Source organism: Aeromonas sp. FDAARGOS 1417 (assembly GCF_019046985.1).
Classification (GTDB): Bacteria; Pseudomonadota; Gammaproteobacteria; order Enterobacterales; family Aeromonadaceae; genus Aeromonas; species Aeromonas veronii.
In genome coordinates this window covers 3,704,323-3,730,190 of the sequence record NZ_CP077221.1, presented here as the reverse complement: position 1 = coordinate 3,730,190, position 25,868 = coordinate 3,704,323, and the positions used below count along the sequence as shown (strand labels likewise).

At 55.9% G+C, this 25,868-nt stretch carries 27 protein-coding genes; 3 read left to right on the top strand and 24 right to left on the bottom strand.

Features of this window, described 5'->3' with window-relative positions; all coding sequences use genetic code 11:
- Positions 1–58 precede the first annotated feature (58 nt).
- The 4 genes from deoC to I6L47_RS17235 form a co-directional block, all read right to left on the bottom strand.
- Positions 59–832 (bottom strand): deoxyribose-phosphate aldolase, encoded by a 774-nt coding sequence (deoC, locus tag I6L47_RS17250; protein ID WP_179901746.1) that lies wholly within the window; start codon positions 830–832, stop codon positions 59–61.
- Between the two features lie 424 nt (positions 833–1,256).
- Positions 1,257–1,427 (bottom strand): XapX domain-containing protein, encoded by a 171-nt coding sequence (locus I6L47_RS17245; RefSeq protein ID WP_005340467.1) that lies wholly within the window; start codon positions 1,425–1,427, stop codon positions 1,257–1,259.
- 125 nt (positions 1,428–1,552) lie between these two features.
- Complete coding sequence (locus tag I6L47_RS17240; protein ID WP_005340466.1) at positions 1,553–2,827, bottom strand: NupC/NupG family nucleoside CNT transporter; 1,275 nt, start codon at positions 2,825–2,827, stop codon at positions 1,553–1,555.
- Positions 2,828–3,049: 222 nt separating this feature from the next.
- Positions 3,050–3,823 carry a TatD family hydrolase gene (locus I6L47_RS17235; RefSeq protein WP_216949380.1) on the bottom strand — a complete coding sequence of 258 codons (774 nt, stop codon included), beginning with the start codon at positions 3,821–3,823 and terminating at the stop codon, positions 3,050–3,052.
- Positions 3,824–3,864: 41 nt separating this feature from the next.
- On the opposite strand from I6L47_RS17235, the gene I6L47_RS17230 reads away from it, so the two are divergent.
- Positions 3,865–4,482 carry a type II secretion system protein gene (locus I6L47_RS17230; protein ID WP_272905355.1) on the top strand — a complete coding sequence of 206 codons (618 nt, stop codon included), beginning with the start codon at positions 3,865–3,867 and terminating at the stop codon, positions 4,480–4,482.
- Between the two features lie 325 nt (positions 4,483–4,807).
- Here I6L47_RS17230 and luxS read toward each other — a convergent pair whose 3' ends face one another.
- From luxS to I6L47_RS17210, 4 genes are read right to left on the bottom strand one after another with little or no spacing between them, the layout of a single operon-like run.
- Entirely contained in the window at positions 4,808–5,317 is a 510-nt protein-coding gene (gene luxS, locus I6L47_RS17225; RefSeq protein ID WP_005340462.1) for an S-ribosylhomocysteine lyase, read from the bottom strand.
- Positions 5,318–5,335: 18 nt separating this feature from the next.
- Positions 5,336–5,929, bottom strand: coding sequence for a hypothetical protein (locus I6L47_RS17220; protein ID WP_272950157.1), 594 nt, complete (start codon positions 5,927–5,929; stop codon positions 5,336–5,338).
- A gap of 59 nt (positions 5,930–5,988) precedes the next feature.
- On the bottom strand, positions 5,989–6,327 hold the full coding sequence (gene glnB / locus I6L47_RS17215) for a nitrogen regulatory protein P-II (protein ID WP_005308848.1): 339 nt from the start codon (positions 6,325–6,327) through the stop codon (positions 5,989–5,991).
- 9 nt (positions 6,328–6,336) lie between these two features.
- Positions 6,337–7,959 (bottom strand): NAD+ synthase, encoded by a 1,623-nt coding sequence (locus I6L47_RS17210; RefSeq protein ID WP_216947954.1) that lies wholly within the window; start codon positions 7,957–7,959, stop codon positions 6,337–6,339.
- A gap of 11 nt (positions 7,960–7,970) precedes the next feature.
- Between I6L47_RS17210 and I6L47_RS17205 the strand changes: the two genes are divergently transcribed.
- Positions 7,971–8,603 (top strand): GspH/FimT family pseudopilin, encoded by a 633-nt coding sequence (locus tag I6L47_RS17205; protein WP_302056603.1) that lies wholly within the window; start codon positions 7,971–7,973, stop codon positions 8,601–8,603.
- Positions 8,604–8,606: 3 nt separating this feature from the next.
- Here the strand turns inward: I6L47_RS17205 and tapY2 are convergent, their stop codons facing one another.
- From tapY2 to murJ, 12 genes are all read right to left on the bottom strand, one after another.
- Positions 8,607–8,882 (bottom strand): type IVa secretion system protein TapY2, encoded by a 276-nt coding sequence (gene tapY2, locus I6L47_RS17200; RefSeq protein WP_064337341.1) that lies wholly within the window; start codon positions 8,880–8,882, stop codon positions 8,607–8,609.
- A complete protein-coding gene (locus I6L47_RS17195) occupies positions 8,879–12,490 on the bottom strand; it encodes a pilus assembly protein (RefSeq protein ID WP_216947953.1) in 3,612 nt (1,203 codons plus the stop codon). Before I6L47_RS17195 ends, tapY2 begins: the two co-directional genes overlap by 4 nt.
- Before the next feature lie 11 nt (positions 12,491–12,501).
- A complete protein-coding gene (tppD, locus tag I6L47_RS17190; RefSeq protein WP_041202403.1) occupies positions 12,502–12,939 on the bottom strand; it encodes a type IVa pilus pseudopilin TppD in 438 nt (145 codons plus the stop codon).
- Positions 12,939–13,922, bottom strand: a complete 984-nt coding sequence (gene tppC / locus I6L47_RS17185; RefSeq protein ID WP_216947952.1) for a type IVa pilus pseudopilin TppC — start codon at positions 13,920–13,922, stop codon at positions 12,939–12,941. The genes tppD and tppC overlap by 1 nt, the downstream gene beginning before the upstream one ends.
- Positions 13,919–14,485, bottom strand: coding sequence for a type IV pilus modification protein PilV (pilV, locus tag I6L47_RS17180; RefSeq protein ID WP_083250020.1), 567 nt, complete (start codon positions 14,483–14,485; stop codon positions 13,919–13,921). Before pilV ends, tppC begins: the two co-directional genes overlap by 4 nt.
- Positions 14,486–14,488: 3 nt before the next feature.
- Positions 14,489–14,893, bottom strand: coding sequence for a type IV pilin protein (locus tag I6L47_RS17175; RefSeq protein WP_005358030.1), 405 nt, complete (start codon positions 14,891–14,893; stop codon positions 14,489–14,491).
- A 110-nt stretch (positions 14,894–15,003) separates the two neighbouring features.
- Complete coding sequence (ispH, locus tag I6L47_RS17170) at positions 15,004–15,939, bottom strand: 4-hydroxy-3-methylbut-2-enyl diphosphate reductase (RefSeq protein ID WP_216947951.1); 936 nt, start codon at positions 15,937–15,939, stop codon at positions 15,004–15,006.
- Positions 15,939–16,391, bottom strand: a complete 453-nt coding sequence (fkpB, locus tag I6L47_RS17165; RefSeq protein WP_005341354.1) for an FKBP-type peptidyl-prolyl cis-trans isomerase — start codon at positions 16,389–16,391, stop codon at positions 15,939–15,941. Before fkpB ends, ispH begins: the two co-directional genes overlap by 1 nt.
- Positions 16,388–16,885 carry a signal peptidase II gene (gene lspA / locus I6L47_RS17160; protein ID WP_005340447.1) on the bottom strand — a complete coding sequence of 166 codons (498 nt, stop codon included), beginning with the start codon at positions 16,883–16,885 and terminating at the stop codon, positions 16,388–16,390. Before lspA ends, fkpB begins: the two co-directional genes overlap by 4 nt.
- Positions 16,885–19,746 carry an isoleucine--tRNA ligase gene (gene ileS, locus I6L47_RS17155; protein ID WP_216947950.1) on the bottom strand — a complete coding sequence of 954 codons (2,862 nt, stop codon included), beginning with the start codon at positions 19,744–19,746 and terminating at the stop codon, positions 16,885–16,887. The genes lspA and ileS overlap by 1 nt, the downstream gene beginning before the upstream one ends.
- Positions 19,746–20,720: a bifunctional riboflavin kinase/FAD synthetase gene (gene ribF, locus I6L47_RS17150; RefSeq protein ID WP_216949377.1), complete on the bottom strand. Its 975-nt coding sequence runs from the start codon at positions 20,718–20,720 to the stop codon at positions 19,746–19,748. Before ribF ends, ileS begins: the two co-directional genes overlap by 1 nt.
- 154 nt (positions 20,721–20,874) lie before the next feature.
- Complete coding sequence (murJ, locus tag I6L47_RS17145; protein ID WP_216947949.1) at positions 20,875–22,437, bottom strand: murein biosynthesis integral membrane protein MurJ; 1,563 nt, start codon at positions 22,435–22,437, stop codon at positions 20,875–20,877.
- 191 nt (positions 22,438–22,628) lie between these two features.
- On the opposite strand from murJ, the gene rpsT reads away from it, so the two are divergent.
- On the top strand, positions 22,629–22,892 hold the full coding sequence (rpsT, locus tag I6L47_RS17140; protein WP_005308808.1) for a 30S ribosomal protein S20: 264 nt from the start codon (positions 22,629–22,631) through the stop codon (positions 22,890–22,892).
- A 49-nt stretch (positions 22,893–22,941) separates the two neighbouring features.
- On the opposite strand, the gene I6L47_RS17135 is transcribed toward rpsT, so the two are convergent.
- From I6L47_RS17135 to nhaA, 4 genes are read right to left on the bottom strand one after another with little or no spacing between them, the layout of a single operon-like run.
- Positions 22,942–23,244 carry a metalloregulator ArsR/SmtB family transcription factor gene (locus I6L47_RS17135; protein WP_013724128.1) on the bottom strand — a complete coding sequence of 101 codons (303 nt, stop codon included), beginning with the start codon at positions 23,242–23,244 and terminating at the stop codon, positions 22,942–22,944.
- 51 nt (positions 23,245–23,295) lie between these two features.
- Positions 23,296–24,228, bottom strand: coding sequence for a transcriptional activator NhaR (gene nhaR / locus I6L47_RS17130; protein WP_005340434.1), 933 nt, complete (start codon positions 24,226–24,228; stop codon positions 23,296–23,298).
- Positions 24,215–24,622 carry a hypothetical protein gene (locus I6L47_RS17125; RefSeq protein WP_005348920.1) on the bottom strand — a complete coding sequence of 136 codons (408 nt, stop codon included), beginning with the start codon at positions 24,620–24,622 and terminating at the stop codon, positions 24,215–24,217. Before I6L47_RS17125 ends, nhaR begins: the two co-directional genes overlap by 14 nt.
- On the bottom strand, positions 24,619–25,809 hold the full coding sequence (gene nhaA / locus I6L47_RS17120) for a Na+/H+ antiporter NhaA (RefSeq protein WP_005348917.1): 1,191 nt from the start codon (positions 25,807–25,809) through the stop codon (positions 24,619–24,621). The genes I6L47_RS17125 and nhaA overlap by 4 nt, the downstream gene beginning before the upstream one ends.
- Between the last annotated feature and the right edge of the window lie 59 nt (positions 25,810–25,868).

Genomic DNA, 25,868 nt, shown 5'->3' with positions numbered 1-25,868 from the left:
GCACACCGCATGGTGGGGGCTAACAGGGCGGACAGCCGTCCGCCCTCTCATCAACCTATTAGTAACCGCTGGTGTTGGCCGGCTTGTCGCCATGCCCCAGAGTGGCCAGCAGACTGGCCAGCAGGCTGGATGCACCAAAGCGGAAGGTACGGGCAGATACCCAGTCGTTGCCGAGGATCTCTTCGGCCATGGCCAGATACTGACCGGCAACGGCGGCATCTTTCACGCCACCGGCAGGCTTGAAGCCGACTTTCGGATTCTTGGCCTTGATCACTTCCATCATGATGCGGGCAGCGATCGGGGTCGCATTGACCGGCACCTTGCCGGTGGAGGTCTTGATGAAGTCGGCACCGGCATCGATACAGATCTCGGAAGCGCGACGGATCAGCGCCTCTTCTTTCAGCTCGCCGGTTTCGATGATCACTTTCAGCAGCACGTTGGCACCGCAGGCCTCTTTACAGGCTTTGACCAGATCAAAACCAATCTGTTCATTACCAGCCATGAAGGCGCGGTACGGGAACACCACGTCCACTTCGTCGGCACCGTAGGCGACAGCGGCACGGGTCTCGGCCACGGCGATCTCGATGTCGTCGTTGCCGTGCGGGAAGTTGGTCACGGTCGCAATGCGTACGTCGGCTGCGCCGATCTCACGCAGGGTCTTGCGAGCGATAGGAATAAAACGGGGATAGATGCAGACGGCGGCGGTCAGGCCAGCCGGTGACTTGGCCTTATGGCACAGGTCGATCACCTTCTGATCGGTGTCGTCATCGTTCAAGGTGGTCAGGTCCATCAGGTTCAGGGCGCGCTGAGCGGCCACTTTCAGATCAGTCATTCTGTTCTCCAAAGTCTCGATTTAATCCAGATAACCGGGCACCACCATACCATCCAGCGATGGATGCACAGGCAGTAATCCCCAGCTATACGGGAATGGAATTACAGTGCGAAGGCACCGGCACTATCGGGATGCTATTCAAAACACCCTGCAGGCACTGCGACTGTAAATAAGGCAAGAGCCCTGTCACTTTCTTACAAAAGTGCGGACTTGGTTCCATGAAGACTTGAGAAAGGCCGACAACATCTGACCCGACTTCCCAATCAATTCCATTTGACCGCCAACACCCGATTTCATCGAGTATTAGTCATTGCCAGCACCCTGCTGGCAACGCCTATTTCAGCCGAGATACCCCCTGTTTGCAAGCCGGATTTGCCAATTTCAGAGGTACCTCACATCTGGCAAATCCAGGTCTAAAAAAGCCTTACGAAAAGAAACGAGTCAGGATCCAGGAGTAGGCCAATCCCCCCAGATAGACCCCGACGATCCCCATTACCCCGGACAAAACAGGAGGCGCCGGGATCGGCAATTTGAGGAAAGAAAACAACAAACCAACTATAAAGCCGGCCACCATCGCCAGTAGCACTTCATTCATATAACCTCCGATTTGACTCATTTTATTATTAGTTTAGATAGGAAAACGGTTGTCACCGCTCCATACGCGAACGCCACGGCAGATGCCGTGGCGTTCGTGTTTATACCCTGTCAGTCAGGCGGCGATTACATGCCGGACAGTGCCAGGAAGAAGCCTGCGATAGTGGCAGACATCAGGTTGGACAGAGAGCCAGCCAGTACGGCTTTCAGACCAAAGCGTGCAATGGTGCCGCGGCGGTTCGGCGCCATGGACCCCAGACCACCCAGCAGGATGGCAACAGAGGAGAGGTTGGCAAAACCACACAGCGCGAAGGAGATGATCGCCTTGGTGTGATCGGACATGGCCACACCGTTGATCAGCACTTCGTCTTTCAGGTACGGAGCGAAGTTCAGGTAAGCCACGAACTCGTTCACTACCAGTTTCTGACCGATGAAGGAACCGGCAACCACGGCTTCATTCCAGGGCACACCGATCAGGAAGGCCAGCGGGGAGAAGATCCAGCCCAGCAGCAGTTCCAGAGAGAGTTGCGGATAACCGAACCAGCCACCCACACCGGAGAAGATGCCGTTGATCATGGCAATCAGACCGATGAAGGCCAGCAGCATGGCGCCGACGTTCAGGGCCAGTTGCATACCGGCAGAAGCGCCAGCAGCAGCAGCGTCAATGACGTTGGCAGGCTTGTCATCCAGCTCGGCATCGGCAGAGCTTTCGTCGTAGTTCGGGGTCTCGGTCTCGGGAACCAGCAGCTTGGCGAACAGCAGACCACCCGGTGCAGCCATGAAGGAGGCAGCAATCAGGTACTCCATCTTCACGCCCATGGAGGCGTAACCGGCCAGTACGGAACCGGCAACGGAAGCCAGACCACCACACATGACGGCGAACAGCTCGGAGTCAGTCATCTTGGCGATGTAGGGACGAACCACCAGCGGTGCTTCGGTCTGACCTACGAAGATGTTGGCAGTTGCAGACAGGGATTCGGTGCGGGAAGTACCCAGTACTTTCTGCAGACCGCCGCCCAGCAACTTGATGACCATCTGCATGATGCCCAGGTAGTAGAGCACTGCAATCAGGGAAGAGAAGAAGATGATGACCGGCAGAACACGGAAGGCAAAGACAAAGCCGCCGCCACCGAACACTTCAAACATCTTGTTGCTGACCAGACCGCCAAACAGGAAGTCGATCCCGTTCTGGCCGTAGCTGATCACGCTGGATACCGCGTCGGACACGCCGACCAGGATATCGCGACCAACCGGAACATAGAGAACAAACGCCCCCAGACCGGCTTGAATTGCGAACGCACCGACAACGGTACGGACGTTGATTGCCTTGCGATTGCTGGAGAACAGCACCGCGATAAGGACGAGCGTCGCCATCCCTACCAGACCCATGAACAAATTCATTATTATCTTCCTCTAGTAGCACCTGGCTTGTTAGCGAGTTGTTATTAAACCCAACTAATCAAGGGGAGCGCATTATACTAATTAAAGTCCGATAAAATAGAATGCTGGTCACATTTTATCGTTATCAAAATGTCCAAGTGTCACAAAATTAGACAGCAAACGATTTTTACGCTCATTTTTTTTCCTGACAACTAAATCAGGTGTTGCGGATTTGTTTCATGGCTATTGGTCGTGATGGAAAATATGTCGGGCAGTTTCAAATAACACCTTGGTAACATCCACCGATGATTCCTCCCGCAATGTCATCAATATTTCTGCTATTTTTGGCAGCGCTTCCGGGGTATTCCGGGAGCCTTGCTCACCTTGTAACGGCATATCGGGCGAATCGGTTTCCAGCACCAGAGCCTCGAGCGGCATAGCCCGAAATACCTCTCGCGTCTTGTTCGCCCGTTCAAAACTGATCACCCCGCCCACCCCGAGTCGAAAGCCCAGTTGCCAGAAAGCCTCCGCCTGCTGCAACGAACCGCTGAAAGCATGGATCACCCCGCCACGAGGCGGCTTGAAATGGCGCAACAGCTTGGCCACAGTGTCATTGGCACGCACCGAGTGGATCATCAGGGGAAGCCCGGCATCAGCAGCCAGCCGGACCTGAGCCTCAAACAGCGCAAGCTGCCCCTCCTGCGGCACGTGAGAACGGAGGTCAAGCCCGCACTCACCAATGGCCACCAGCCTGGCAGGTTGGCTCATCACCAGCGTTCGCAACCGCTCCATCACCCCCTCCCGCTGTTCACCGGCATACCAGGGATGAATGCCCAGACCATAAAAGAGGCCGTCATGTTGCTCTGCCAGTGCCATCACACGAGTCCAGTTATCCTCTGCGATGGCAGGAATGATATACTCCGTCACCCCTAATGCCCGACAACGGGCCAGCAGCGCCTCCCTGTCCTGGTCGAACACCGGAAAGTCGAGATGGCAATGGGTATCTATCAGCTGCATATCACTCACACCTGTTTGCGGTATTTAATGGGTCATTGAACATGATGAACAACAGAAACAACGGCTTTACCCTGATTGAACTGGTGCTGGTGATCATAGTGCTGGGGATCCTGGCCGTCACCGCCCTGCCCCGCTTTATCAATATCAAGGATGATGCCCTGAAAAGCACTGTCTCGGCGACCGCAGGCAGCTTTGCCAGTGCAGTTCAGCTGGCTCATGCTGGATGGGCGGTGAAAGTGCAGGGTCAAAACCTCGCACTGTATAACTTCAGTGGGATGGGCAATAAAGATTTGGATATCAACCACTACGGCTGGCCTGTGGGAACAGAAGAAGAGTACAACATACAAGAAACTGATGTCATTTTCCCCGGAGGCACTAGCAATCAGATATCCGTCAGCAGCGATAACGACTGCGAACTACTATTCAAAGCTATCCTCGATACAGACCAGACAGTCTCAAAGCAATTAGAGGATAAAGCAGATTATTACTCGCAAATAATTGACATCCCCAACCAAGCTGAAAATGGACTAAGCCACAATAACTGCCGCTATATCCTGCGCGACTCCATCAACCGCTTCCAGACCAACCCGGATTATCGAAACGGCCTCGGCTTCGAGTACAACAGCGTTACCGGTGCCGTGACCCGCAATTTTGATTGAGCTCAGCCTCTTCTGCGCAAGCTCGCTCTTTAGTTGAATCATCATCATAACGAACCGGCGTGCAGCAGCGCCGGTTCTCCTGAGTGAGCCCCAACTCCTCGCACCACGCGTCGTAACAGGCTAGCCAACGCAGCAATATCCCTTTCATCGTCACACCTCCGCCAACGGATTCGGTTCAAAAACCATCCTAATCAGAGTCGGCAAGGTGAGCAAGCCATCCCCACTATTGCAGTCTGGCGAGATAAAAAAGAGCCGGTCAGCATGGCTGACCGGCTCTTTTAACATTCCCTGAAGAGGTTACACGATGAGCGATAGCTCATCCGCCTCAAAGGCTCTTCAGTTTCTCTTCCGGCAGGGCCAGCTCGTCGTTGTGGTTGACGCCGATACCGCGCTCCAGCACATGACGGGCGATGGCGTGCGCCTCTTCCAGCGAGTGCATGCTGTAGGTACCGCACTGATACTCGTTCAGCTCGGGGATCTTGGCCTGATCCTGCACGGTCAGCACGTCGCTCATGGCTGCCTGCCAGGCGGCTCCAACACGGGCTTCGTCCGGCGCGCCGATCAGGCTCATGTAGAAGCCGGTACGGCAACCCATGGGGGAGATGTCGATGATCTCCACGCCGTTGCCGTTCAGGTGATCACGCATAAAACCGGCGAACAGGTGCTCCAGCGTATGGATACCGCGCTCGGAGAGGATCTCCTGATTCGGCACACAGAAACGCAGGTCGAACACGGTAATAGTGTCCTTGTTCGGGGTCTGCATGGTCTTGGCCACACGCACCGCTGGCGCTTCCATACGGGTGTGGTCAACGGTAAAACTGTCCAATAACGGCATTTCTGACTCCTGATTTGGTTACCAGAACCAGCCCCCACGGGAGAGCTGATCCTTGCATTGACGGTACTGGGCGCCGTAGCGCTGGGCGCGAGCTTCCACCTTGCGAGAGGTCTTCATCAACCACCCCTTGCTGCGATAGCTGCCACGCCGGTAGCCACCCCACCCTTCGTGATAGTTGAGGTACTGGCCATAGGCATCCCACTTGGAGGTGCCATTGAGCCGCTGGGCTTTGTTAGTGTACCAACCCATAAAATCGATGGCGTCGGCAAAATCATCGCGGTCACTCCAGCTGTTGCCGGTTTCTCGCTGGTAATCCGCCCAGGTTTCATCTTTGACCTGAGCATAACCATAAGCCGAACTGGCCCGCCCGGTCGGGATGAAGAGGAAATACTGCATCGGCGGCTGGGCATCATGTACGTAAGAGGACTCCTGATACATCATGGCCATCACCACATGGATCGGCGTCCCCCACTTCTCGTTCATCTTGAGCGCGGCCTTGTGCCAGTCAGGCTTCTCGCGAAAGATCTGGCACAGATTCTCCGGCTGAGCCGGTGGACGGGTACTGCAAGCAGTCAGGCCCGCCAATAGGCTTGCGACCACCAGGAAGCGCATCCACCCCATCAAATGAGGCCACACTTCACGCCTCTGGTCAGGTAAAGAGATAGCCAAGGTCAGATCGCGTCTTCGTTCTCTTCGCCGGTACGGATACGAATAACACGCTCCACCTCACAGACGAAGATCTTGCCATCACCAATCTTGCCAGTACGAGCGGTGTTCTGGATCGCTTCCAGACAGGCATCGAGATCCTCGTCCTGCACCACCAGCTCCACCTTCACTTTCGGCAGGAAGTCGACCATATATTCGGCGCCGCGATAGAGCTCGGTATGGCCCTTCTGGCGGCCGAAGCCTTTGACTTCGGATACGGTCATGCCGTTGATGCCGATCTCGGCCAGGGCCTCGCGCACATCGTCCAGCTTGAACGGTTTGATGATGGCTTCAATCTTCTTCATGGTGACTCCTTACCAGTTCTGTTTGCCGAACCCGGATGTAATGGGGTAACGGCGATCCTTACCAAAGTTGCGAGCCGTAATGCGGGGCCCGACCGCCGCCTGACGGCGCTTGTATTCGTTGAGATCCACCAGCCGGATCACCTTGCGCACCACCGCTTCCTCGAACCCTTCGGCCACCATGTCGGCCACGGACGCATCCTCTTCCACATAACGCTTGAGGATGGCATCGAGGATTTCGTATGGCGGCAGGCTGTCCTGATCCACCTGATCCGGCGCCAGCTCCGCTGAAGGAGGACGGTCGATAACCCGCTGCGGGATCACATAGTCAACCGAGTTGCGATATTCGCACAACTTGAATACCAGCGTCTTGGGCACATCTTTCAGCACGTCGAAGCCACCGGCCATGTCACCGTACAGGGTGGCATAACCCACAGCCATTTCGCTCTTGTTGCCAGTGGTCAGCACGATGCGACGACGCTTGTTGGAGAGCGCCATCAGCAGCACGCCGCGGCAGCGGGCCTGCAGGTTCTCTTCGGTCGTATCGCGAGCGGTACCTTCAAACAACGGCGCCAGCTGGGTCATAAATCCTTCGAACATCGGCTCGATGGAGATGATGTTGAACTCAACCCCCATCCGCTCGGCCTGCTCCTTGGCATCTTCCACACTCATCTGTGCTGTGTAGCGGAACGGCATCATCACCGCCTGCACCTTGTCGGCCCCGATGGCATCGGCCGCGATGGCCAACGTCAGCGCCGAGTCGATGCCACCGGAGAGACCCAGCACAGCGCCGTGGAAACCGTTCTTGGTAACGTAGTCGCGCACTGCCAGCACCAGCGCCTGATAGGTCTCGGCCAACGGCTCGAGCGGCGCAGCGGGTTCCCGCTCCTTCACCGGCTGGCCATCAGCAAAACGTACCAGCGCCAGCTCTTCGGCAAACGGGGCCAGCTTGTGAGTCAACTCACCCTGGCTGCTGAACACCTTGGAGCAGCCGTCGAAAATCAGCTCATCCTGACCGCACACCTGATTGAGGTAGACCAGCGGCAGACCGGTCTGATCGCAGCGCTCGGCCATCAGCTCGCGGCGGATCCAGGGTTTCTCCTGATCGTAGGGCGACGCATTGATGGTGAGCAGCAGCTCGGCACCCGCCGCCTTGGCGGCCAGCGCCGGCCCCGGCTGCCACAGATCTTCACAGATGAGCAGCCCCAGCTGGTGACCACGGAACGGCACCACGCAGGTCTCGGTTGCCGCGGTGAAGTAGCGCTTCTCATCAAACACGCCGTAGTTGGGCAAGTCCTGCTTGAAGTAACGGGCAATCAGCTTGCCCTGCTCATAGAGTGACGCCGCGTTGTAGAGCGCCTCCCCTTCACGCCAGGGATGCCCCACCAAAATGGCACAGTTGCCCTGCCATTCGGCAACACGAGCCAGCGCGGCCTCAACCCGGATCATCAGATCGGCACGCAGCAGCAGATCTTCCGGTGGATAGCCGGTCAGGGCCAGCTCGGAACAGACCAGCAGATCAGCGCCTTGCTGTTCGGCCTGAGCCGCCGCAGCGAGCACTTTGTCAGTGTTATCTTCGATGGCGCCTACCGTCAGATTCAACTGGGCAAGCATCAGAGAGAGGGCTTTTGCCATGGCGATGCATCTTGTATTCGAAAATGATGGGGAATGATAAAGAAAAGGGGGGCAATCTGCCAGTTCAAGACAGGCGTAACCGTGTGACAGCAACCAGCGGGAAGGATAAGCTGTACATAGTCACGGAACGACAGGCCTCAGCAGATATGAAAAACGCCGGATTTACCCTGATGGAGTTGATGATAGCCATTGCGCTGGGCGTCATTCTGTTGGGGATTGGTATTCCTTCTTTGGGCTCTCTGCTTAAAGACAGCACGGCTAACTATGAAAGCGAGCGGTTGATTAAGCTCCTGCGCTTTGCGCGCACCCAAGCTATCAGTGACCAGCAAACCGTCACCGCATGCCTAATAAACAACAATAACGAGTGCGTTGAACAGGATCCGGTTCAATTATTGGTTTTCATCGATGATGACGGTAATGCCGAGCTGGACGAAGGGGAAGTAGAACTCACACGCACACCAGCTTTTACTCTAGATGCCACCATCAGTTCAACCAGACCCCGAGTCTTGTTTGCCGCTGATGGAACCAGCCTAGGTACCAATATGACCGTAAGGGTCTGCATCAGCGAAGAACCCAGAGTTGATGTTGTAATCGCAGCATCAGGTCGCAGCAGTAAATCCGAAACCACCAGCATTTGCCCTTGACCACTATCTTGGCTGCAGTTTCTCTTGCCGTTGCGCAGCCTCAAGATTGAATGGCTGTTCGGTTGACTGACACTCGATAACTCTCTTCACCATCAGGAGTTGCCCATTCAGTTCAAACCCTTTCTTTTGAAAGACGATTTCAGCACTCTGGCTATCCTTTATCGTCCCCTGAATAACGACATAGGTATCATTTGCCAACTCGACATAGCATTTTCTATCCACGACAGCATAGACATTGGCCGCATTTGACAACGCCATCAGCCAGAGGATCATTTTCATTGTGGCTCATCCTCATACAGGTATATTTTCTTGGGCGTCATATCCATTTCAGCCTCCTCCGCCCCTTCCGAACACTCCCCCTCGCCGGTACAGCGCTCAGGAACCCCTTCTCCTTCGTCTTTGAGAATCACCTCTTCACCCGGGGCACCACCAATAATCCGGATCTTTGAATCATCACCAGCATGGATCACCAGATCATCGGCCACCTTGTTATTTACTTCCACATAGCGTTCCGGGATTTCATTACCATCCTGATCCACCACATATTTGAAAGAGGTACCGTAATGCATGTCGACCATATACTGCCGCATCGCGCCTATCGACTGGATCGTACACTCCTCGAATGACTGAACCTGTGGTAAAAAAGAGGTAAAATAGAGCTTGCCTTGCAGCACAACACCAGACCCCATCGACTTCTCTCCTGACTCGGCTAGCCAATATTTCCAACCCAATTTACTGGTAATGGCAGCTCTCAAACTAAGCAGGTCATTGGTGTCCGTGACACCAGCCAGAGGATCAACCGATACGTCATACAAGTCCGTCATCGTGATAGGGGCTGGAGCAGCAGTGTTATAACTCTTGGTAACTACCCCGTAGTCACGCAACATAAAATAGGCGTTTTGCACGGTAGACTCGGACGATGGGCGGTTTCGATCACCAGAACCAATCAGCACCGCATCGAATGGCCTATCTTTGAACGAGAAATAATCTTCGCCACTAATTACCGTCTTGGTCACTTGCTTGTTTATAGTACGTACCAATACAGGCTGAGTGAAAAAGCGGCGGTCATTAGCCTGTACATCATCAGACCCAAGACTGGCAAACTTGAAAATACTCCAGGAGCTAGTACTGGTTGAAGGCATATCCAGGCGCCAGATATTGCCGCCTGTATCACCAGCATAAATTCGGTCAGTTTTCCCATCACCATCACTGTCTAGAGTGGAAACTGACCCCGGCATGCTATCAACCATCGCAGTCACCTGCTTGTTGGTACTGGAGCCAGCTCCAGGTGTTGCGCTGAACACAAGAGCACCACTATCGGCATCGACCATGTAGACGCCCATACCCTTGCTGTCAGAGCTACCTATCCCGACTTTACTCTTATTGGCATCGTAACCACCGGAAAAAACCATCACCAATCGCTTGTTGCTCGGAGGAGCATCCCAAGGAATATAAGCCACCTCCGGTACTGACCAGGTTTCCCCCAGTAATGAGAAGCCCGCAGTCTGACTATTGATCGTCCATTTCAAGCTGGGGGCATCTGGGTTGGTAATATCGAGTGCATAGTAGCTACTACCACCCCCTCGCAAACCGAAAAGCAGCCAGACAAAGTCTCCCTCTGATGCCTTGATAACACCATTCCTATTGGCATCCTTGATCAACGCAACCGGTGAAGCATCAACACCGTAGATATGATCGCCAGACTCGGCATTGAGACGTAGAGCTTCTTGCCTGGGCAACAGTTCATAGGGGATCATGGCCCAGCTTTCATCAACCGTACTACCGAGATCTTTGAACATATGCAGGAAACCAGCATTGGTTCCCATCAGGATCCGCAAGTCAGGAGTACAGGTGCTCTGGCCTGAAGCAATGGAGCAACCATAATTGACCACCAATGGACGAGAGTGCAGGGGGTCTCCCACTATGTATGGCCGAATAGTGGTACTGGCATCATAATCTTCATCGTCCACATCGACACCTTTTGTCCAGTCGATCTGTCCGTCAAGCTCGGTGGCACTGGCTAACCGCATGTAGCTGGCCAAATTGTCGGCAGAGCCTGCGATCGACACCAAATTGGCTTTGTTAAAAGCGTCCAATCGCTTGGGCGATGCAACCGTATTGATCACATAAAGATTGCGATTGGTCTTCTCTGCCAACATGGACTGCACGCCGCCCTTGGCAACCAGATTCCCATCCCGTTCCGATGACCAATAGGTCTGAGCCTGATCCAGAATGGAACCATCTACCTTGATGGCGGGCAAACCGTTAACATCTGCCACATACCCATCACCAGACAAAACCAGCTTCTTCAGGTTACCCTTCCAGCGCGGCCCGGTATCAGGCTCGAACATGGCGTAATAGATATTATTGAGGCTGCGAGTCCGGTCAAAGTTGTTAGTGGTGATAGCTGGCGACACCAGAGAGGTGTTTATCCGCAAAATGGCTAACAGGGAAGATCGCAACGCCTGAGTGAGCGCTTCAGCACTGACCGCAGGGTAATATTGACCGCCTCCACGTCTCGCCGTTTCTGCCAGCAGATTGCCCGCCCCAGAGATCGCGTCATCACCAAATCCCACGGTAAACGTGGTAACAGTCTGCTTGCCGGGCGATGAAGTATTTACATCCTTGTTCTTCATGTAGCCAGCCATCGCTGCCAGATAGCTCTTGGAAGTTCCGGAACCATATCCCACTGTTGAGCCGTAGGCAGCCCGTTCATCTGGGCTTAGCGAATCCGTCAACGCTTTTACTGCACTATCAGCAGCCGTATCGCTGGTCGGAGCACCATCAGTGACATAGATGACATAGCCATTATTTGAACATTTGTCATAAGGCGAGGTGTAAGTACCTTCCGGATCTTCAGCAAGCTTGTCCCGCGTACCACCTTGCTTGCCATAGAGCACGGATTGCCCTCCGTAGAAACGGTAGGCTTCATAGAGGGTTTCACATAATGGCGTATTGGTCGTAGCCGACAGGTCTTCCACAGTATTGAGCAAGTCCTGTTCTGCAGTAATGGTGCCGACAATATCGTCGTTACTGAGGATGCGGCGTACCACTCTGCCACCATTGGTGCTGGTACTATTGTTGGTATTGAAGATGGCCAAGCCGAAATCAACCCCAGGAGTGGAGGAGATCACCGACTTGACCGCATCCTTGGCGATACGCAAGCGCGATTCAACGGCATAACCCGTCGGCCCGTAATACCAGCGGATATAGTTGGCAGTGTAGAGAGTTACACTGGTATTGCTACCCGATGTGGCATTATTCGCATTAGCTGTGTAATACCACTCGCCGCGAGTGTTGCTGGTTTTGTCGACCGGGTAACCATCGCCGACCGCCCCCACCACCAGCGTTCCGTTGAAAGGATTGGCAGGATTGCGGTTCTGAATATCCTGCTTGCAGTCGACAATGGTGATGTCATCTTCGTACTTGCCAGAGATAGTCTCCCAATCCCCCTGACGAGGTAATCCATTACGATAACTTGAATAGACATACGTCCAGACTTGGGACTGAAAATAACCGACCGTGCTTAGGGGGGGCTTTGATGAGGCGCAAGCATTGATGCTGTCGCGAAAACGCCGAGAACTATTGATGGCGGGCACAGAACCATCGGTCGAATAATAGATATAATTACGCGAGTTACTGGTATCAGGATCCCGGTTCAGCGCTGGATAGACAGTGGCAGGATTATACTTTTCCCGCTCCAGCTCCATGGTTTCGGCCATACTGCCAGAGTTGTCGAAAATGATCAGCACCTTGGGCCGATAATCTCCCGCTTTCGAGAAGTCATAGATGAACAGTTCGGTATCATCCGAGTAAGCATCGCTGGCGACAGCTGGCACACTAAGTGCACACAGGGCCATCAGCCACAGTTTTCCATGATGTAACATCGCTGTCGCTCCTATTCAGCCGTCTTTAACAATGGCTGTTCGACTCCAACCGTCCACGTCATAGGACGCCCCTGTTTTCCGTACGTTTGGCTTGCCTCTAGCTCTACATAACGGCAGGCTGGTATGACGTTCTTGCTGGTCGCGTCAAATCGGCGCTTGCACACTGTTTCACTTCTATATTGCATGGTGGCGTTACCCATAGAGCCACTCACTGTTGACGTTGCCGTCGAAACAGAAGGCATCTGAGCAATCTGGGTAGCAAGCCCTGCTTGCTGCATGGCGCCACCTATGATGCCCTCTACTCTGTGTTCGACTTGCTGTAACGCTGCCGCCGCTCCACTAGCACGTAAATCCATGCCCCCAGATTGCATCAACACCACGGCAATCAAAGTCAAAGGGGCCAGAATCACCAGCGCCACGATCAATGCCACGCCACGTGAATGCTTCACTACCCACCTCCCGCCATCACCATGGGATTACGCAGTACTACAGTACTTTCCAGCAACAAGCGTCGAAACCCATCCCCATTGCCAGCCACGCTGATATCTCCCAGTTGATAGACATTGTTGTTGGTATAGCGACTGGATGCCTGCAGCGAGCGCACAAGCAAAAAAACACGGACTGCGATGACCCGCCCCTCCCCCCACTCTTGCGAGGTGACTGCATCTATGGCGGAAAACTTGTCTACACGACCATCCGGCACATTGCTGGTATCGACCCCAAACAACAGCACCATGCGTTCAATACCATCAACCAAAGCCCCAGATATCAACCAAGAACCGCCATCAGCAGTGAGGATACGCTTGCGCAGTTCAAAACCACCACGACCATTAGGCGAGAGGTAATAGACATGATGCTGGTACTCCCAAATCTGACGCATCGGCATGGCCACCTCGGAAGGCGCAGTCTCATTACCTCTGAATAAATGAGCCTGTTGAGTATTGGTGGCCATATAGAAACGATTGGCATCTAGTCCTCCTGTCACCGGATTGCCAATCAGGCGCTTGATACTGATAACATCCGAGCCGGCAACGCGAGTAGAAGATGAGATACAGGCAAAACCACTCATGGTGCCTGCAGCACTGATATGAGTAACCCACAGCGGGCGTACTGGAAAAAGGTTGGAGGGTAGACTCCCTTCATTTCTCTCATCCAGACAGTCATTTGTCACGGTAGCATCAGCAGACAAAGTGAGCTCATCACCCGCAATCAGAGCCCCCCCCGTGAAATCCCCCCAAAACCCGGCCCAGCGTAAATCCTGAGTGATGAGACGCATGGCAATTCGACCATTTTCGAGCAGCTCACTCTGATCGAAGGACTCATTGGTGGTAGCGCGTGAGGCCACAAAAATACTCATCACCCCACCGAGCAGAAAAACACCAATCACCATTGCGATGAGCCATTCAACCAGCGTAAACCCATGATGTTTCATAGCGTCGTCATCAGAACAAACTGACGCCTCGTTAAATCAACACCTGCAATTCCACATGCCGTCGTAATCGCTGATGCAACGCCATTTGCCCCATCATGAGATGATTCACGTCCAGCCCAAAAAATTGAGACCGTCAATGCATTGCTGGCTCCCTTGATAATGCAGCCGGTGGGATTTTGTAATGTTGCTCCGGCCCCCGAAGCAGCACTTCCCATTAATGACTGTCGCCAATAATAGAGATCGAGATCCCGTAACTGAGCATCGCTACAGCTGCTCATAGTGCCATTTTCATTAGCGCAGGATGGCAATGATGAAGTGCCTGCGCTGACAATCCAGGTATTGTTAGCTTGCGACTCCCAGGCTCCACGGTTGACTCTGAGCCTCTCAACCATATCGTTAGCCAACCAGCTGGCTATTGTGCGCTGTCGGGCTTCATATCCGGAAAACTTAGACTGAGCCTGCATAGCAACCAGTCCCAGCAAGCCAAATGACAACACTACTGCCGCTATCATCACCTCCAGCAGGCTGAATCCTCTCTGATGTGGTGAAACATGAATGACCATGGGCTATTCCCAACAGCTATTGCTAGCTGCACCGGAAGCACTTTTGACACCCAACTGATTAATGGAAAACACTGTGCAATCGGTATCTTTGGCTTGGGCCGTCGCCGCGCCAGCACTTGCTGACAAGGTGTAGGTGTTACCTGATACGGCAATGGATAATTGATACAGGCCATTCTCAGATGCACTACTGATACCAAGAGCAGCAGCAGAGGATGCATACTGATTGAAATCCATAAAATAGGTTTCTTGCCGATTGGCCGCATTCAACAGCATGCTCTTGGCTTCGACACGATGACTGGTCAGCACATATTGCTGATAGGCGGGATAAGCGATGGTGCCAAGAATCGCCACGATGGCGATGACAATCATCAACTCAATAAGAGAAAAGCCACGAAAGTATCCAATCATATCCCATCCTTGGTGACAGACTGCTTCATAAGTTTAACGCCGAGCCTGTCCCATGAACAAACCCGGCGTCATTATCAACACACTTTATTCTTAAGCCTTCCTGGCTGCACTCAAATTATTCTAAGTTCGGGAGGAACCTCAAAGACTACGTTCTCTTCACGGCCAGGATGCTCGGCAACCACCTTGCCTCCCAGCTCCCGCAGGCGGGCAATCACGTTTTGCACCAGCACCTCGGGGGCGGATGCACCTGCAGTGACGCCGATCGCCTTCACCCCTTCCAGCCAGCTCGCCTCGATCATCGACGCATCGTCGATAAGATAGGCTCTGGCGCCCACCTTCTCGGCCAGCTCGCGCAGACGGTTGGAGTTGGAGGAGTTGCGAGACCCCACCACCAGCATGGCGTCCACCAGCCCCGCCATCTCCCGCACCGCATCCTGACGGTTCTGGGTGGCGTAGCAGATATCGTCCTTACGCGGCCCCTGGATCTTGGGGAAGTACTGGCGCAGCGCATCGATCACGTCAGAGGTCTCATCCACGCTCAGGGTGGTCTGGGTGACGAAGCAGAGGTCATCCGGATTCTTCACCTTGAGCTTGGCCACATCTTCCGGTGTCTCCACCAGATACATGCCACCTTCGCGATTCTCGTATTGCCCCATGGTCCCGATCACCTCGGGGTGGCCAGCATGACCGATAAGCACGGCTTCGGAGCCCTTGCGACTGGCGCGATGGACTTCCATGTGAACTTTGGTCACCAGCGGACAGGTGGCATCAAATACCTTGAGGGCGCGGGACTTGGCCATCTCGCGCACTGTTTTGGCCACGCCGTGAGCAGAGAAGATGACGATGCTGTCATCCGGCACCTCGTCCAGCTCCTCGACGAAGACAGCGCCCGCCTCTTTCAGCTTGTTCACCACATAGCGGTTATGCACCACTTCGTGGCGGACATAGATGGGGGCACCGAACTTCTCCAGCGCACTCTCGACAATGCTGATGGCGCGATCTACACCGGCGCAAAAACCGCGAGGGTTAGCGAGCAGAATATCCATTAATGCACCTTCTCCTCATCATCAACGCCCAGGATCTCCACCTCGAAGGTGACGGTATGACCAGCCAGCGGGTGGTTGAAATCGACCGTGACCGACATCCCGGCTACCGCCCGGATAATGCCCGGCAGCTCGCTGCCATTGGGCTGATCGAACAGGATGATGGTGCCGACTTTTGGCTCCACATCGGCGCCAAATTTGGCACGGTCGAGATGGTAGATGTTGTCGGGATTGGAGAGACCAAAGGCCTCTTCCGGCGCCAGAGTAAAACTCTTGCTCTCCCCTTCGCTCAGCCCCAGCAGACACTGCTCGAAGGTGGGGGTCAGGCTACCATCGCCCATCCGCAGGCGGGCAGGTTTGCCGTGCAGCGCCGTGCTGTCGGCAACTGAGCCATCTTCCAGCTTGATGGAGAAGTGGAACAGCACGCTGCTGTTAGCGGTGATCTGCTGGCTCATGCCTGCTCCTTTTTCTCACCACGGAAACCGTCCAGCACAATCATGGCGGCCCCGATAAAGATAAAGCTGTCGGCCAGATTGAATGCCGGCCAGTGCGCACGCTGCCAGTAGAAGTCGAGGAAATCGACCACATGGCCCAACACCAGTCGATCAAAGACGTTGCCAAGGGCGCCGCCGATGATGAGTGAATAGGCGATACCGCTCCAACGCTGGGTCACCGACTGCTTGCGCAGCCAGTGGATCAGCAATCCACAGATGGCAAAAGCCAGCACCGCGAAGAACCAGCGCTGCCAGCCCCCCTGATCAGCCAGAAAGCTGAATGCGGCGCCCTTGTTGTAGACGTGAACCAGATTGAAGAAGGGGGTGATCTCCACCCCCGGGTAGCCAAATGGCAGCAGTTTGACCACGGCGAGCTTGCTCGCCTGGTCCAGAACAAAGGCCAGCACTGCCAGCCACAGCCAACGCAGGCCGCTTTTATGTTGAGTCATGTTCATCAGGCAAATTGACGCGTTTCGCCGTCACCCTCAACGTTGGTCACGCAGCGACCACAGATCTCTTCGTGACCCGCGATGGTGCCCACATCTTCTACATGGTGCCAGCAGCGGTCGCACTTGGCGGCAGCAGACTGGGCCACGCTCAGCCACAGGTCATCACGCTCGGTCGCCACAGAGCCTTCCGGCGCAGTGTCAGCCTCAACAACCTTGGCTTTGGAGGTGAGCAGCACGAAACGCAGCTCATCGGCCAGGGCATTCAGGCGTGCAGCCAGCTCCGGCTTGGCGAACAGGGTCAGTTCGGCCTGCAGGGAACCACCGATACGCTTCTCGCCACGGGCCACTTCCAGCGCCTTGTTCACTTCACCGCGCACGGTGAGGATCTCGGCCCAGAACTCGTCGTTGAGGGTTTCACCCGCTTCCAGCCCGAACAGGCCGTCGTACCACTCTTCGGTGAAGACGAACTCGCCGCGCTCACCCGGCAGCAGGGCCCAGATTTCATCAGCGGTGAAGCTCATGATCGGCGCCATCCAGCGCACCATGGCCTCGGCGATGTGATAAAGGGCTGTCTGGCAAGAGCGACGGGCCAGGCTGTCAGCCTTGGCGGTGTACTGACGATCCTTGATGACATCCAGATAGAAGGAGCCCATCTCGATGGAGCAGAACTGCATCAGCTTCTGGGTTACGCCGTGGAAGTTGTACTCGTCGAATGCCGCCATGATCTCGGCCTGTACCGCTTTGGCACGACCCACGGCCCAGCGATCCACCACTACCATGTCGGCGGGCGCCACCATGTCGGTCGCCGGATTGAAGCCGTTCAGGTTGGCCAGCAGGAAGCGGGCAGTGTTGCGAATACGACGATAAGCATCGGCAGAACGCTTGAGGATCTCGTCGGAGACGGTCATCTCGCCGGTGTAGTCAGTGCTCGCTACCCACAGACGCAGGATGTCGGCACCCAGCTTGTTCATTACGTCCTGCGGGCTCACCACGTTGCCGATGGACTTGGACATCTTGCGACCCTGACCATCCACAGTGAAGCCGTGAGTCAGCACCTGGTTATAGGGAGCCTTGTCTTTCATGGCCACACCGATCATGAGCGACGACATGAACCAGCCACGGTGCTGGTCAGAACCTTCCAGATACATGTCGGCCGGCTTGCCGTTGAACTCGGGACGGGCATCGACCACGGAGGCGTGGGTAGAACCGGAGTCAAACCAGACGTCCAGAGTGTCAGGCACCTTGTCGTACATGTCGGCATCGGCACCCAGCAGCTCCGCCTTGTCCAGATCCCACCAGGCCTGGATGCCGGACTGCTCGACCCGCTTGGCGACCTCGTGCATCAGGCGCACGGATTCCGGGTGCAGTTCCTGGGTCTCTTTGTGGACGAACAGGGAGATGGGCACACCCCAGGTGCGCTGACGGGAGATACACCAGTCAGGACGGTTCTCGACCATCGCCTGAATGCGGTTCTTGCCCCAGGCCGGTACCCAGCCGCTCTGGCCTTGCTGGGCAATGCCATCCTTCTCGATGCGCTCGATCTCTTCCAGCGCGCGCTTGCGCAGACCCTTTTGCTCCATGCTGATGAACCACTGTGGAGTAGCACGGAAGATGATCGGGGTCTTGTGACGCCAGCAGTGCGGATAGGAGTGGTTGAACACCTTGTGATGCAGCAGGGCGCCGAGCTCGGTCAGCACTTCGATCACGGAGGCGTTGGCCTTGAACACATGCTGACCGGCAAACAGTTCGGTATCCGGCAGGTAAACACCGTTGCTGCCAACCGGGTTGGCCACTTCCAGACCGTACTTCTGACCGACCACGAAGTCTTCCTGACCGTGGCCAGGTGCGGTGTGAACGGCACCGGTACCGGCATCCAGGGTAACGTGATCACCCAGTACCACCGGCACGTCGAAGCTGTAGAAGGGGTGGTTGAAGCGCAGCAGCTCAAGCGCGGCGCCCTTGGCGTAACCCAGATTGTGGAACTTCTCGATACCGGCGCGCTCCATCACATCCTTGACCAGCTCGGCGGCCAGGATCAGACGCTCGGGATGCTCACCTTCAACCTGCACCAGTGCGTAATCCAGATCGGCGTGCATGGCGATGGCGCGGTTGGCTGGCAGGGTCCACGGAGTGGTGGTCCAGATCACCGCAGAGATCGGGCCCTTGCCGGTGTGGCCTTCGGCGCAGTCAAACTTGGCGGCAACGGTCGCCTCATCAACGGCCTTGAAGCGCACATCGATGGAGGGGGAGTTTTTGTCGTAGTACTCAACCTCGGCTTCAGCCAGCGCGGAGCCGCAATCGGTACACCAGTGCACCGGCTTGGAGCCTTTGTGCAAGTGGCCGTTTTCAACGATCTTGGCCATGGAGCGGATGATGTTGGCTTCGGTGCCAAAATCCATGGTCAGGTAGGGGTGTTCCCAGTCACCCAGCACACCCAGACGGATGAAGTCGGTCTTCTGCGCTTCGATCTGGGTCTTGGCGTATTTGCGGCACTCGGCACGGAATTCGGCAGCGGAAACCTTCTCGCCCGGCTTGCCGACCATGCCTTCCACTTTCAGTTCGATAGGCAGACCGTGGCAATCCCAACCCGGCACATAGGGGGAATCGAAACCGGAGAGGCCCTTGGACTTGATGATGATGTCTTTGAGGATCTTGTTGACCGAGTGACCGATGTGAATGTTGCCGTTCGCATAGGGGGGGCCATCATGCAGAATGAAAGAAGGCTTGCCCGCTTTGGCGCGGCGAATAGCGCCGTAGAGATCCTGATCGTACCAACGTTTCAGCATGTTGGGTTCGCGCTTGGCCAGATCGCCACGCATCGGAAACTCGGTTTCCGGAAGATTCAGGGTGTGTTTATAGTCGCTCATCAGTCCTGGGTTCCCTTCTTTTCTAAAAGAGTGCTGGGTAAATTGAATTGTGGCAGCCCGAACCAGGCTCGGGCCGCCAGGGCATCTCGTTCGATCTGCTCTTTCAAGGCAGTGAAAGAGGCAAACTTCTGCTCTTCGCGCAGCTTGTGGCGAAGCAGCACCTTGACCTGCCGACCATATAGATCACCAGAAAAATCAAATAGATGTACTTCCAATCTGGCTTGTGTACCGCTCAAGGTCGGCCGTACACCCACATTGGCTACACCGGGGAAGGTCTTGCCGGAACATATCACTTCCACCGCAAACACGCCACCGACCGGGATCACCTGACGCTTGAGGGCCAGATTGGCGGTGGGAAAACCTATGGTGCGCCCCAGCTTGTCGCCGTGAGCCACCCGGCCGCTGATGGTGTAGGGACGGCCAAGCATCAGCTCCACTTCCGCCATCCGGCCCGCTTTAAGGGCTTCACGCACCAGGGTGCTGCTGACCCGCTGCCGTTCGAGCTGGAAGCTCTGGGTGCTGATCACCTCGAAGCCGAAGCGATGACCCGCCTCCTCCAGCAGGTGGAAGTCCCCTTCCCGCCCCTTGCCGAAGCGAAAATCGTCGCCGACCACCAGATAGCGCACTCCGAGCTTCTCCACCAGCAACTGCTCGATGAATGTCGAGGCCGCCTGCTCGGCAAAGCGGTGGCTGAAGCGCACACAGAGCATGCGGTCGATATGCAGCCCCTGCAGCGCTTCATACTTCTCCCGCAACCGACTCAGCCGGGCGGGCGCAGCTGTGCCGGCAAACAGCTCCAGCGGCTGCGGCTCAAACAGCATGACGCAGGCGGGCAATCCCAGCTGGGCCGCTTTCTCCTTGAGACGTGCCAATACCGCATGGTGACCCTGATGAACCCCATCAAAGTTGCCAATGGTTAATACACATCCCCGGTGACGGGGCTTGAGATTGTGAATGCCGCGAATAAGCTCCATCAGTGCCTTGTGCGTTGCTGCCATGGAAATCGGCGGATTATATATCAGGCAGCAGGCAGGGTCAGCCCTCATAGCCTGATTTCAACTATCCGGGCCCAATCACGCCCCCTGCTGCGCCATGAGGCACTACCCCCATGGCGCAGCAGGATCACGGCTACTGCTGCCCCGATTTAAGGTGACGCGGCCGAATGCCCAGCAGCAGCAACACCACGGCATAGACCGCAGCCCCCAGCGACAGCAGCATGGTCAGCTGCAAACTGGCCTTGCCCATGCTCCATGCGCCCCACTGGGCCAGATCCGGCGACAGGTAGGCGAGCACGCCCCCCATCAGCACGCTGGCGACCAGCAGCTTGAGGCAGAACACGCCGGTATGGCGGGAGGGACGATAGACGCTCTGCTGGTACAACCCCTTGAACAGCAAAGCCGCATTCAGAGTGCCCGAGCAGGCGGTCGAGAGCGCCAGCCCCACGTAACCGAGCGGGTAGATGAAGATGAGGTTGCAGACCATGTTGGCAATCATCGACATCACCCCGATCCGCACCGGCGTTTTGGTGTCCTGACGGGCGTAGTAACCGGGCGCCAGCACCTTGATCAGCATCAGGGAGAGCAGACCGGTAGTGGAGGCCAGCAGGCTGGCGCTCGACATGGCCACTTCATGCAGGCCAAATTCGCCGCGCATGAACAGCACTCGCAAAATGGGCTCGCGCATGACCGCAATGCCTATCATGGCGGGCAGGCCGAGCAGCATCACCATCCGCACCCCCCAATCCATGGTGCGGGAGAAGTCGGCCGGATCGGCATCCACATGCTTTTTCGCCAGCGCAGGCAGGATCACGGTACTGATGGCTACCGCAAACAGCCCGAGGGGGAACTCCAGCAGGCGATCCGAGTAGTAGAGATAGCTGATGGCACCAGTCGCCAGGAAGGAAGCCAGCATGGTGTTGACCAGCAGGTTGATCTGGCTGACCGAGACCCCGAACAGGGCCGGGAGCATCAGGGTGCGGATCTTCACCACCCCCGGGTGATTCCATCCCCACTTGGGCCATACCAGCATGTTGATTTGGCGCAAAAAGGGGTACTGGAACAGAAACTGCACCAAACCACCCAAAAAGACACCAATCGCCAGCGAGATCTCAGGTTTGTCCATCAGCGGTGCAATCCACCAGGCCGCCGCAATCATGGTGATGTTGAGAAACACCGGCGTGAACGACGAGACCGCAAAGCGGCCGAAGGTGTTGAGGATAGCCCCCGCCATGGCGGTAAAGGTGATGAACCAGAGGTAGGGGAAGGTAATTTTGAGCATCAGACTGGCGAGCTCGAACTTCTCGGCCGCAGGGCCGCCATGCAGCCAGTCCCAGAACCAGCCCCAGCCAAACAGCGCGGTCAGCACACCCGACCCCAGCACACCGAGCAGGGTGACCACAGTCACTATCCCCCCCAGCGTGCCCGCCACCGCCGCCAGCAATTCACGCACTTCCCCCTCGTCGCCATTTTTCTTGTACTCCGTCATCACGGGAACAAAGGCCTGGTTGAAGGCACCTTCGGCGAACAGACGACGCAGAAAGTTGGGAATGCGATTGGCAAAAAAGAAGACGTCGGCGGCCACCCCGGCACCGAGCAGATTTGCGATGACCACATCGCGAACCAAGCCCATTACGCGGGATGCCAGCGTCATTCCGGACACTATCATGCCGGATTTGATCAATTTCTTACTCAAGACGAGGCCTCTGGAACTGTCAGAATGAAAAGAATGCTGCTAGAATCGGCCGACAGTTTAACCGTCTCCCTACTGACACACCACCGGGAGGCGGTGTTTATTTGCACAAATCATTTGACAATATGTGGTTGGAAGGGCATATTTCCGGGCCTTTTCAATACACTCGCTAAGACAGTTTTAGGAGTTTTACCTTGGCTAACATCAAATCTGCTAAGAAGCGCGCTCTTCAGTCAGAAAAACGCCGTCAGCACAACGCCAGCCGTCGTTCCATGACCCGTACCTACCTGAAGAAAGTCATTGCTGCTATCGCCTCTGGCGACAAAGCTGCCGCGACTGCCGCTTTCGCTGTTGCTCAGCCGATCATGGATCGTATGGCGACCAAAGGCCTGATCCACAAGAACAAAGCTGCTCGTCACAAGAGCCGCCTGTCTGCCCAGATCAAAGCTATGGCTTAATCAGCGTCTGCTGATCAAAGCTGAAAAAACCGGCCTTAGTGCCGGTTTTTTATTTATCTGCGCTGCAATAAAGTCGATGCAGCAAACTGATCATTTCACGCACCTCATGGCTGCGCAGCGAATAGTAGACCGTCTGGGCCTCTTTACGCGTCGTCACCAGCTCATCCCGCCGCAGCAGCGCAAGATGCTGTGACAAGGCCGACTGACTCAATCCCAATCGCTCGTTGAGCTCCCCCACCGACAGTTCGCGCTCCAGCAACTGGCACAGAATAAACAGCCGCCGTTCGTTGGCTAGCGCCTTGAGCAAGGCCACTGCTTTACTCGCATTGGCTTCCATCTCTTCAAGTTGCATCACATCTCTCCTCTACCACTCATCGCCGATGATACGTGGTGACGGGTCGTTTTAAAACGACAGGGTGGCCGGCTGGATAGCGGAGAAGTTCTCCTGGCCGGAAAAGAGAAAGGTAAAATCGCTCTCGCAGACCCGCTTCACCGCCGGATGCTGGATCATCCGTTCGGCGAAGATGACGTAATACTCCTCCATCAGATCCTGGGTTTCCCCGATTAGCATCACCCCCTCCCCCTCAAGGATCTCCTCCCGATAGATAGTCGGGGCCATGAAGATGCCCTGATTGAAGAAGCCAAACGCCTTCATCAAGGCGGCATCATCAAACTCGCCAAGAATGCTGGGGGAGACACCTTGCTGCTCGAACCACTGGGTCAGCTGACGCCCCATGGCGGTACGGCGACCGGGGATCAGCAGCTTGCGCTCTTCCAGACAGGCGGGAAAGGGCTTTTCGGGCAATGGCGCCTTGCAGAAGAAGCTGACGCCACAACCGCCCAGCCGTTTGGAGAGCAGCCCCGCATGCTGGCTGGAGTCTACCGGACAGTCGGAGAGGATCATATCGAGCTTGTGCTCGCTCAGCTGCTCCAGCAGCAGTTCGTGGGTTGATTCGAAACAGCGCAGATGGATGGAACCATCATTGGGGATGACAGAGAGCAGCACGCGGCTGGCAAGGCGCTTGGAGAGGGCATCGGCGATGCCGACGTCAAACAGGATTTGGCTCTCCTTGCGGTAGTTGACGATATCGAGCATCTCGTAGGAGAGGCTGAACATCTTGTCAGCATAACGAAACACCAGCTGGCCCAGCTCGGTCGCCTCAAGGGAACGCCCCTTGCGTTTGAGCAGCTTGCCGCCGAGGCGCTGTTCCAGCAGCTTGATCTGGCCGGTGACCGTCTGCGGGGTCAAAAAAAGGGCTTCCGCAGCTTGGGTAACGGAGCCCTTCTTCTGAGTCATCCAGAAATAGTAGAGATGGTTGTAGTTAAGGTGTGACATCCGATGGGGTTCCCGCTTGACGCGGACTCCGGTAGCAGCTGAGTTCAACCGCCAGAATGTCATACATGTCGCTAACCGAGTCAACCTTGTTCGCGCCAAACTGCTCCATCAGACTGGCCTTGAGGCGCGCCTTGTCAGGCATCCGGTCAGCACAATAACGCTTGTTGGAACGCTTTACCATCTCGCCAGCCCGGCTGCTTAGCGCCCGCTCGGAGAAGGTCTCGCCAAAGCGCGCCTTGGCCTGCTTGTCCCCCAGCAGCAGGGCGCTGTCTACCACCCCGTTCAGATAGGCAGAGCAGTTCGCCGAAGTGGCGTCCTGCTTGCAATCCTCCAGCCCGCCGGCCCAGGCCGCGGGGCTCAACAACAGCATCAACAACCCTGTATGCAGCTTCATAGTCCCTCCGTACTCTGTTCCCCTTCACCCTTGGGAAGGGCCATGCGCAAGGCCAGATAGCCGACTACCGCCGCCATGGTGGAGCCCACCAGGATCCCGAGGCGAGAGTAGCTGCCGTAATCCAGCCCACCGTGCTCGAAGGCGAGAGACGCGATAAACATCGACATGGTGAACCCGATGCCACAGAGGATGCTGACCGCAAAAATCTGCTTGAAGTTGACCCCGGGCGGCAACTGGGCGATGCCCAGCTTGACCGACAGCCAGCTGATGGTGAACACCCCGAGCGGCTTGCCAATAAACAGCCCCAGCATGATCCCCATAGGCACCGGACTCAGCAGGGAGGAGAGACCAATCCCCTCCAGCGATACCCCTGCGTTGGCAAAGGCAAACAGCGGCAGGATCAGATAGGCACTCCAGGGGTGCAGCTGATGCTCCAGATACTTGAGCGGCGATGCGTAACGCTTGCCGTTAAGCGGAACCATAAAGCCCACCACCACACCCGCCAGAGTCGCATGGACACCAGACTTGAGCACCGCAACCCAGAGCACCAGACCAACCAGCATGTAGAGGCTGATCCTGTCCTCACCACGGCGATTCATCCAAAGCAGAGTGAGGGTTGCCAGAATACCGATGGCCAGCGCCTCCAGCGACAACTGCTGGGTATAGAAGAGCGCGATGATGATGATGACGCCGAGGTCATCCATGATGGCCAGCGCCAACAGGAATACCTTGAGGCTCACCGGTACCCGCTTGCCGAGCAGCGCCATCACCCCGAGGGCAAAGGCAATATCGGTCGCAGCCGGAATTGCCCAGCCAGCGCGCGCCACTTCATCCGAATAGTTGAAAAAGGCGTAGATCAAGGCCGGAGCCAGCATGCCGCCCACCGCCGCAATAGCCGGGAAGGTCGCCTGAACCCGGGTCGAGAGCGCCCCTTCCAGCATTTCACGCTTCACTTCCAGACCAACCAGCAGGAAGAAGATCGCCATAAAGCCATCGTTGATCCAGAGCAGCAGCGGCTTGTTGATGTCGAGAGCCGCGATGCGTACCTGCACCGGCGTGTCGAGAAACGCCTGATACCCGCCAGCCAGCGCGGTATTGGCTAAAATCATTGCCAGCATGGCAGCCATGATCAGAATAATTCCGGAGGCGGCCTCCAGCTTCAGGAACTTTTTGATTACGTCACTCATGGTTAAATTTTCCACCGTATTGCTTTGGTTTGAGTCTATCTCCTGCAACAACCAATGGA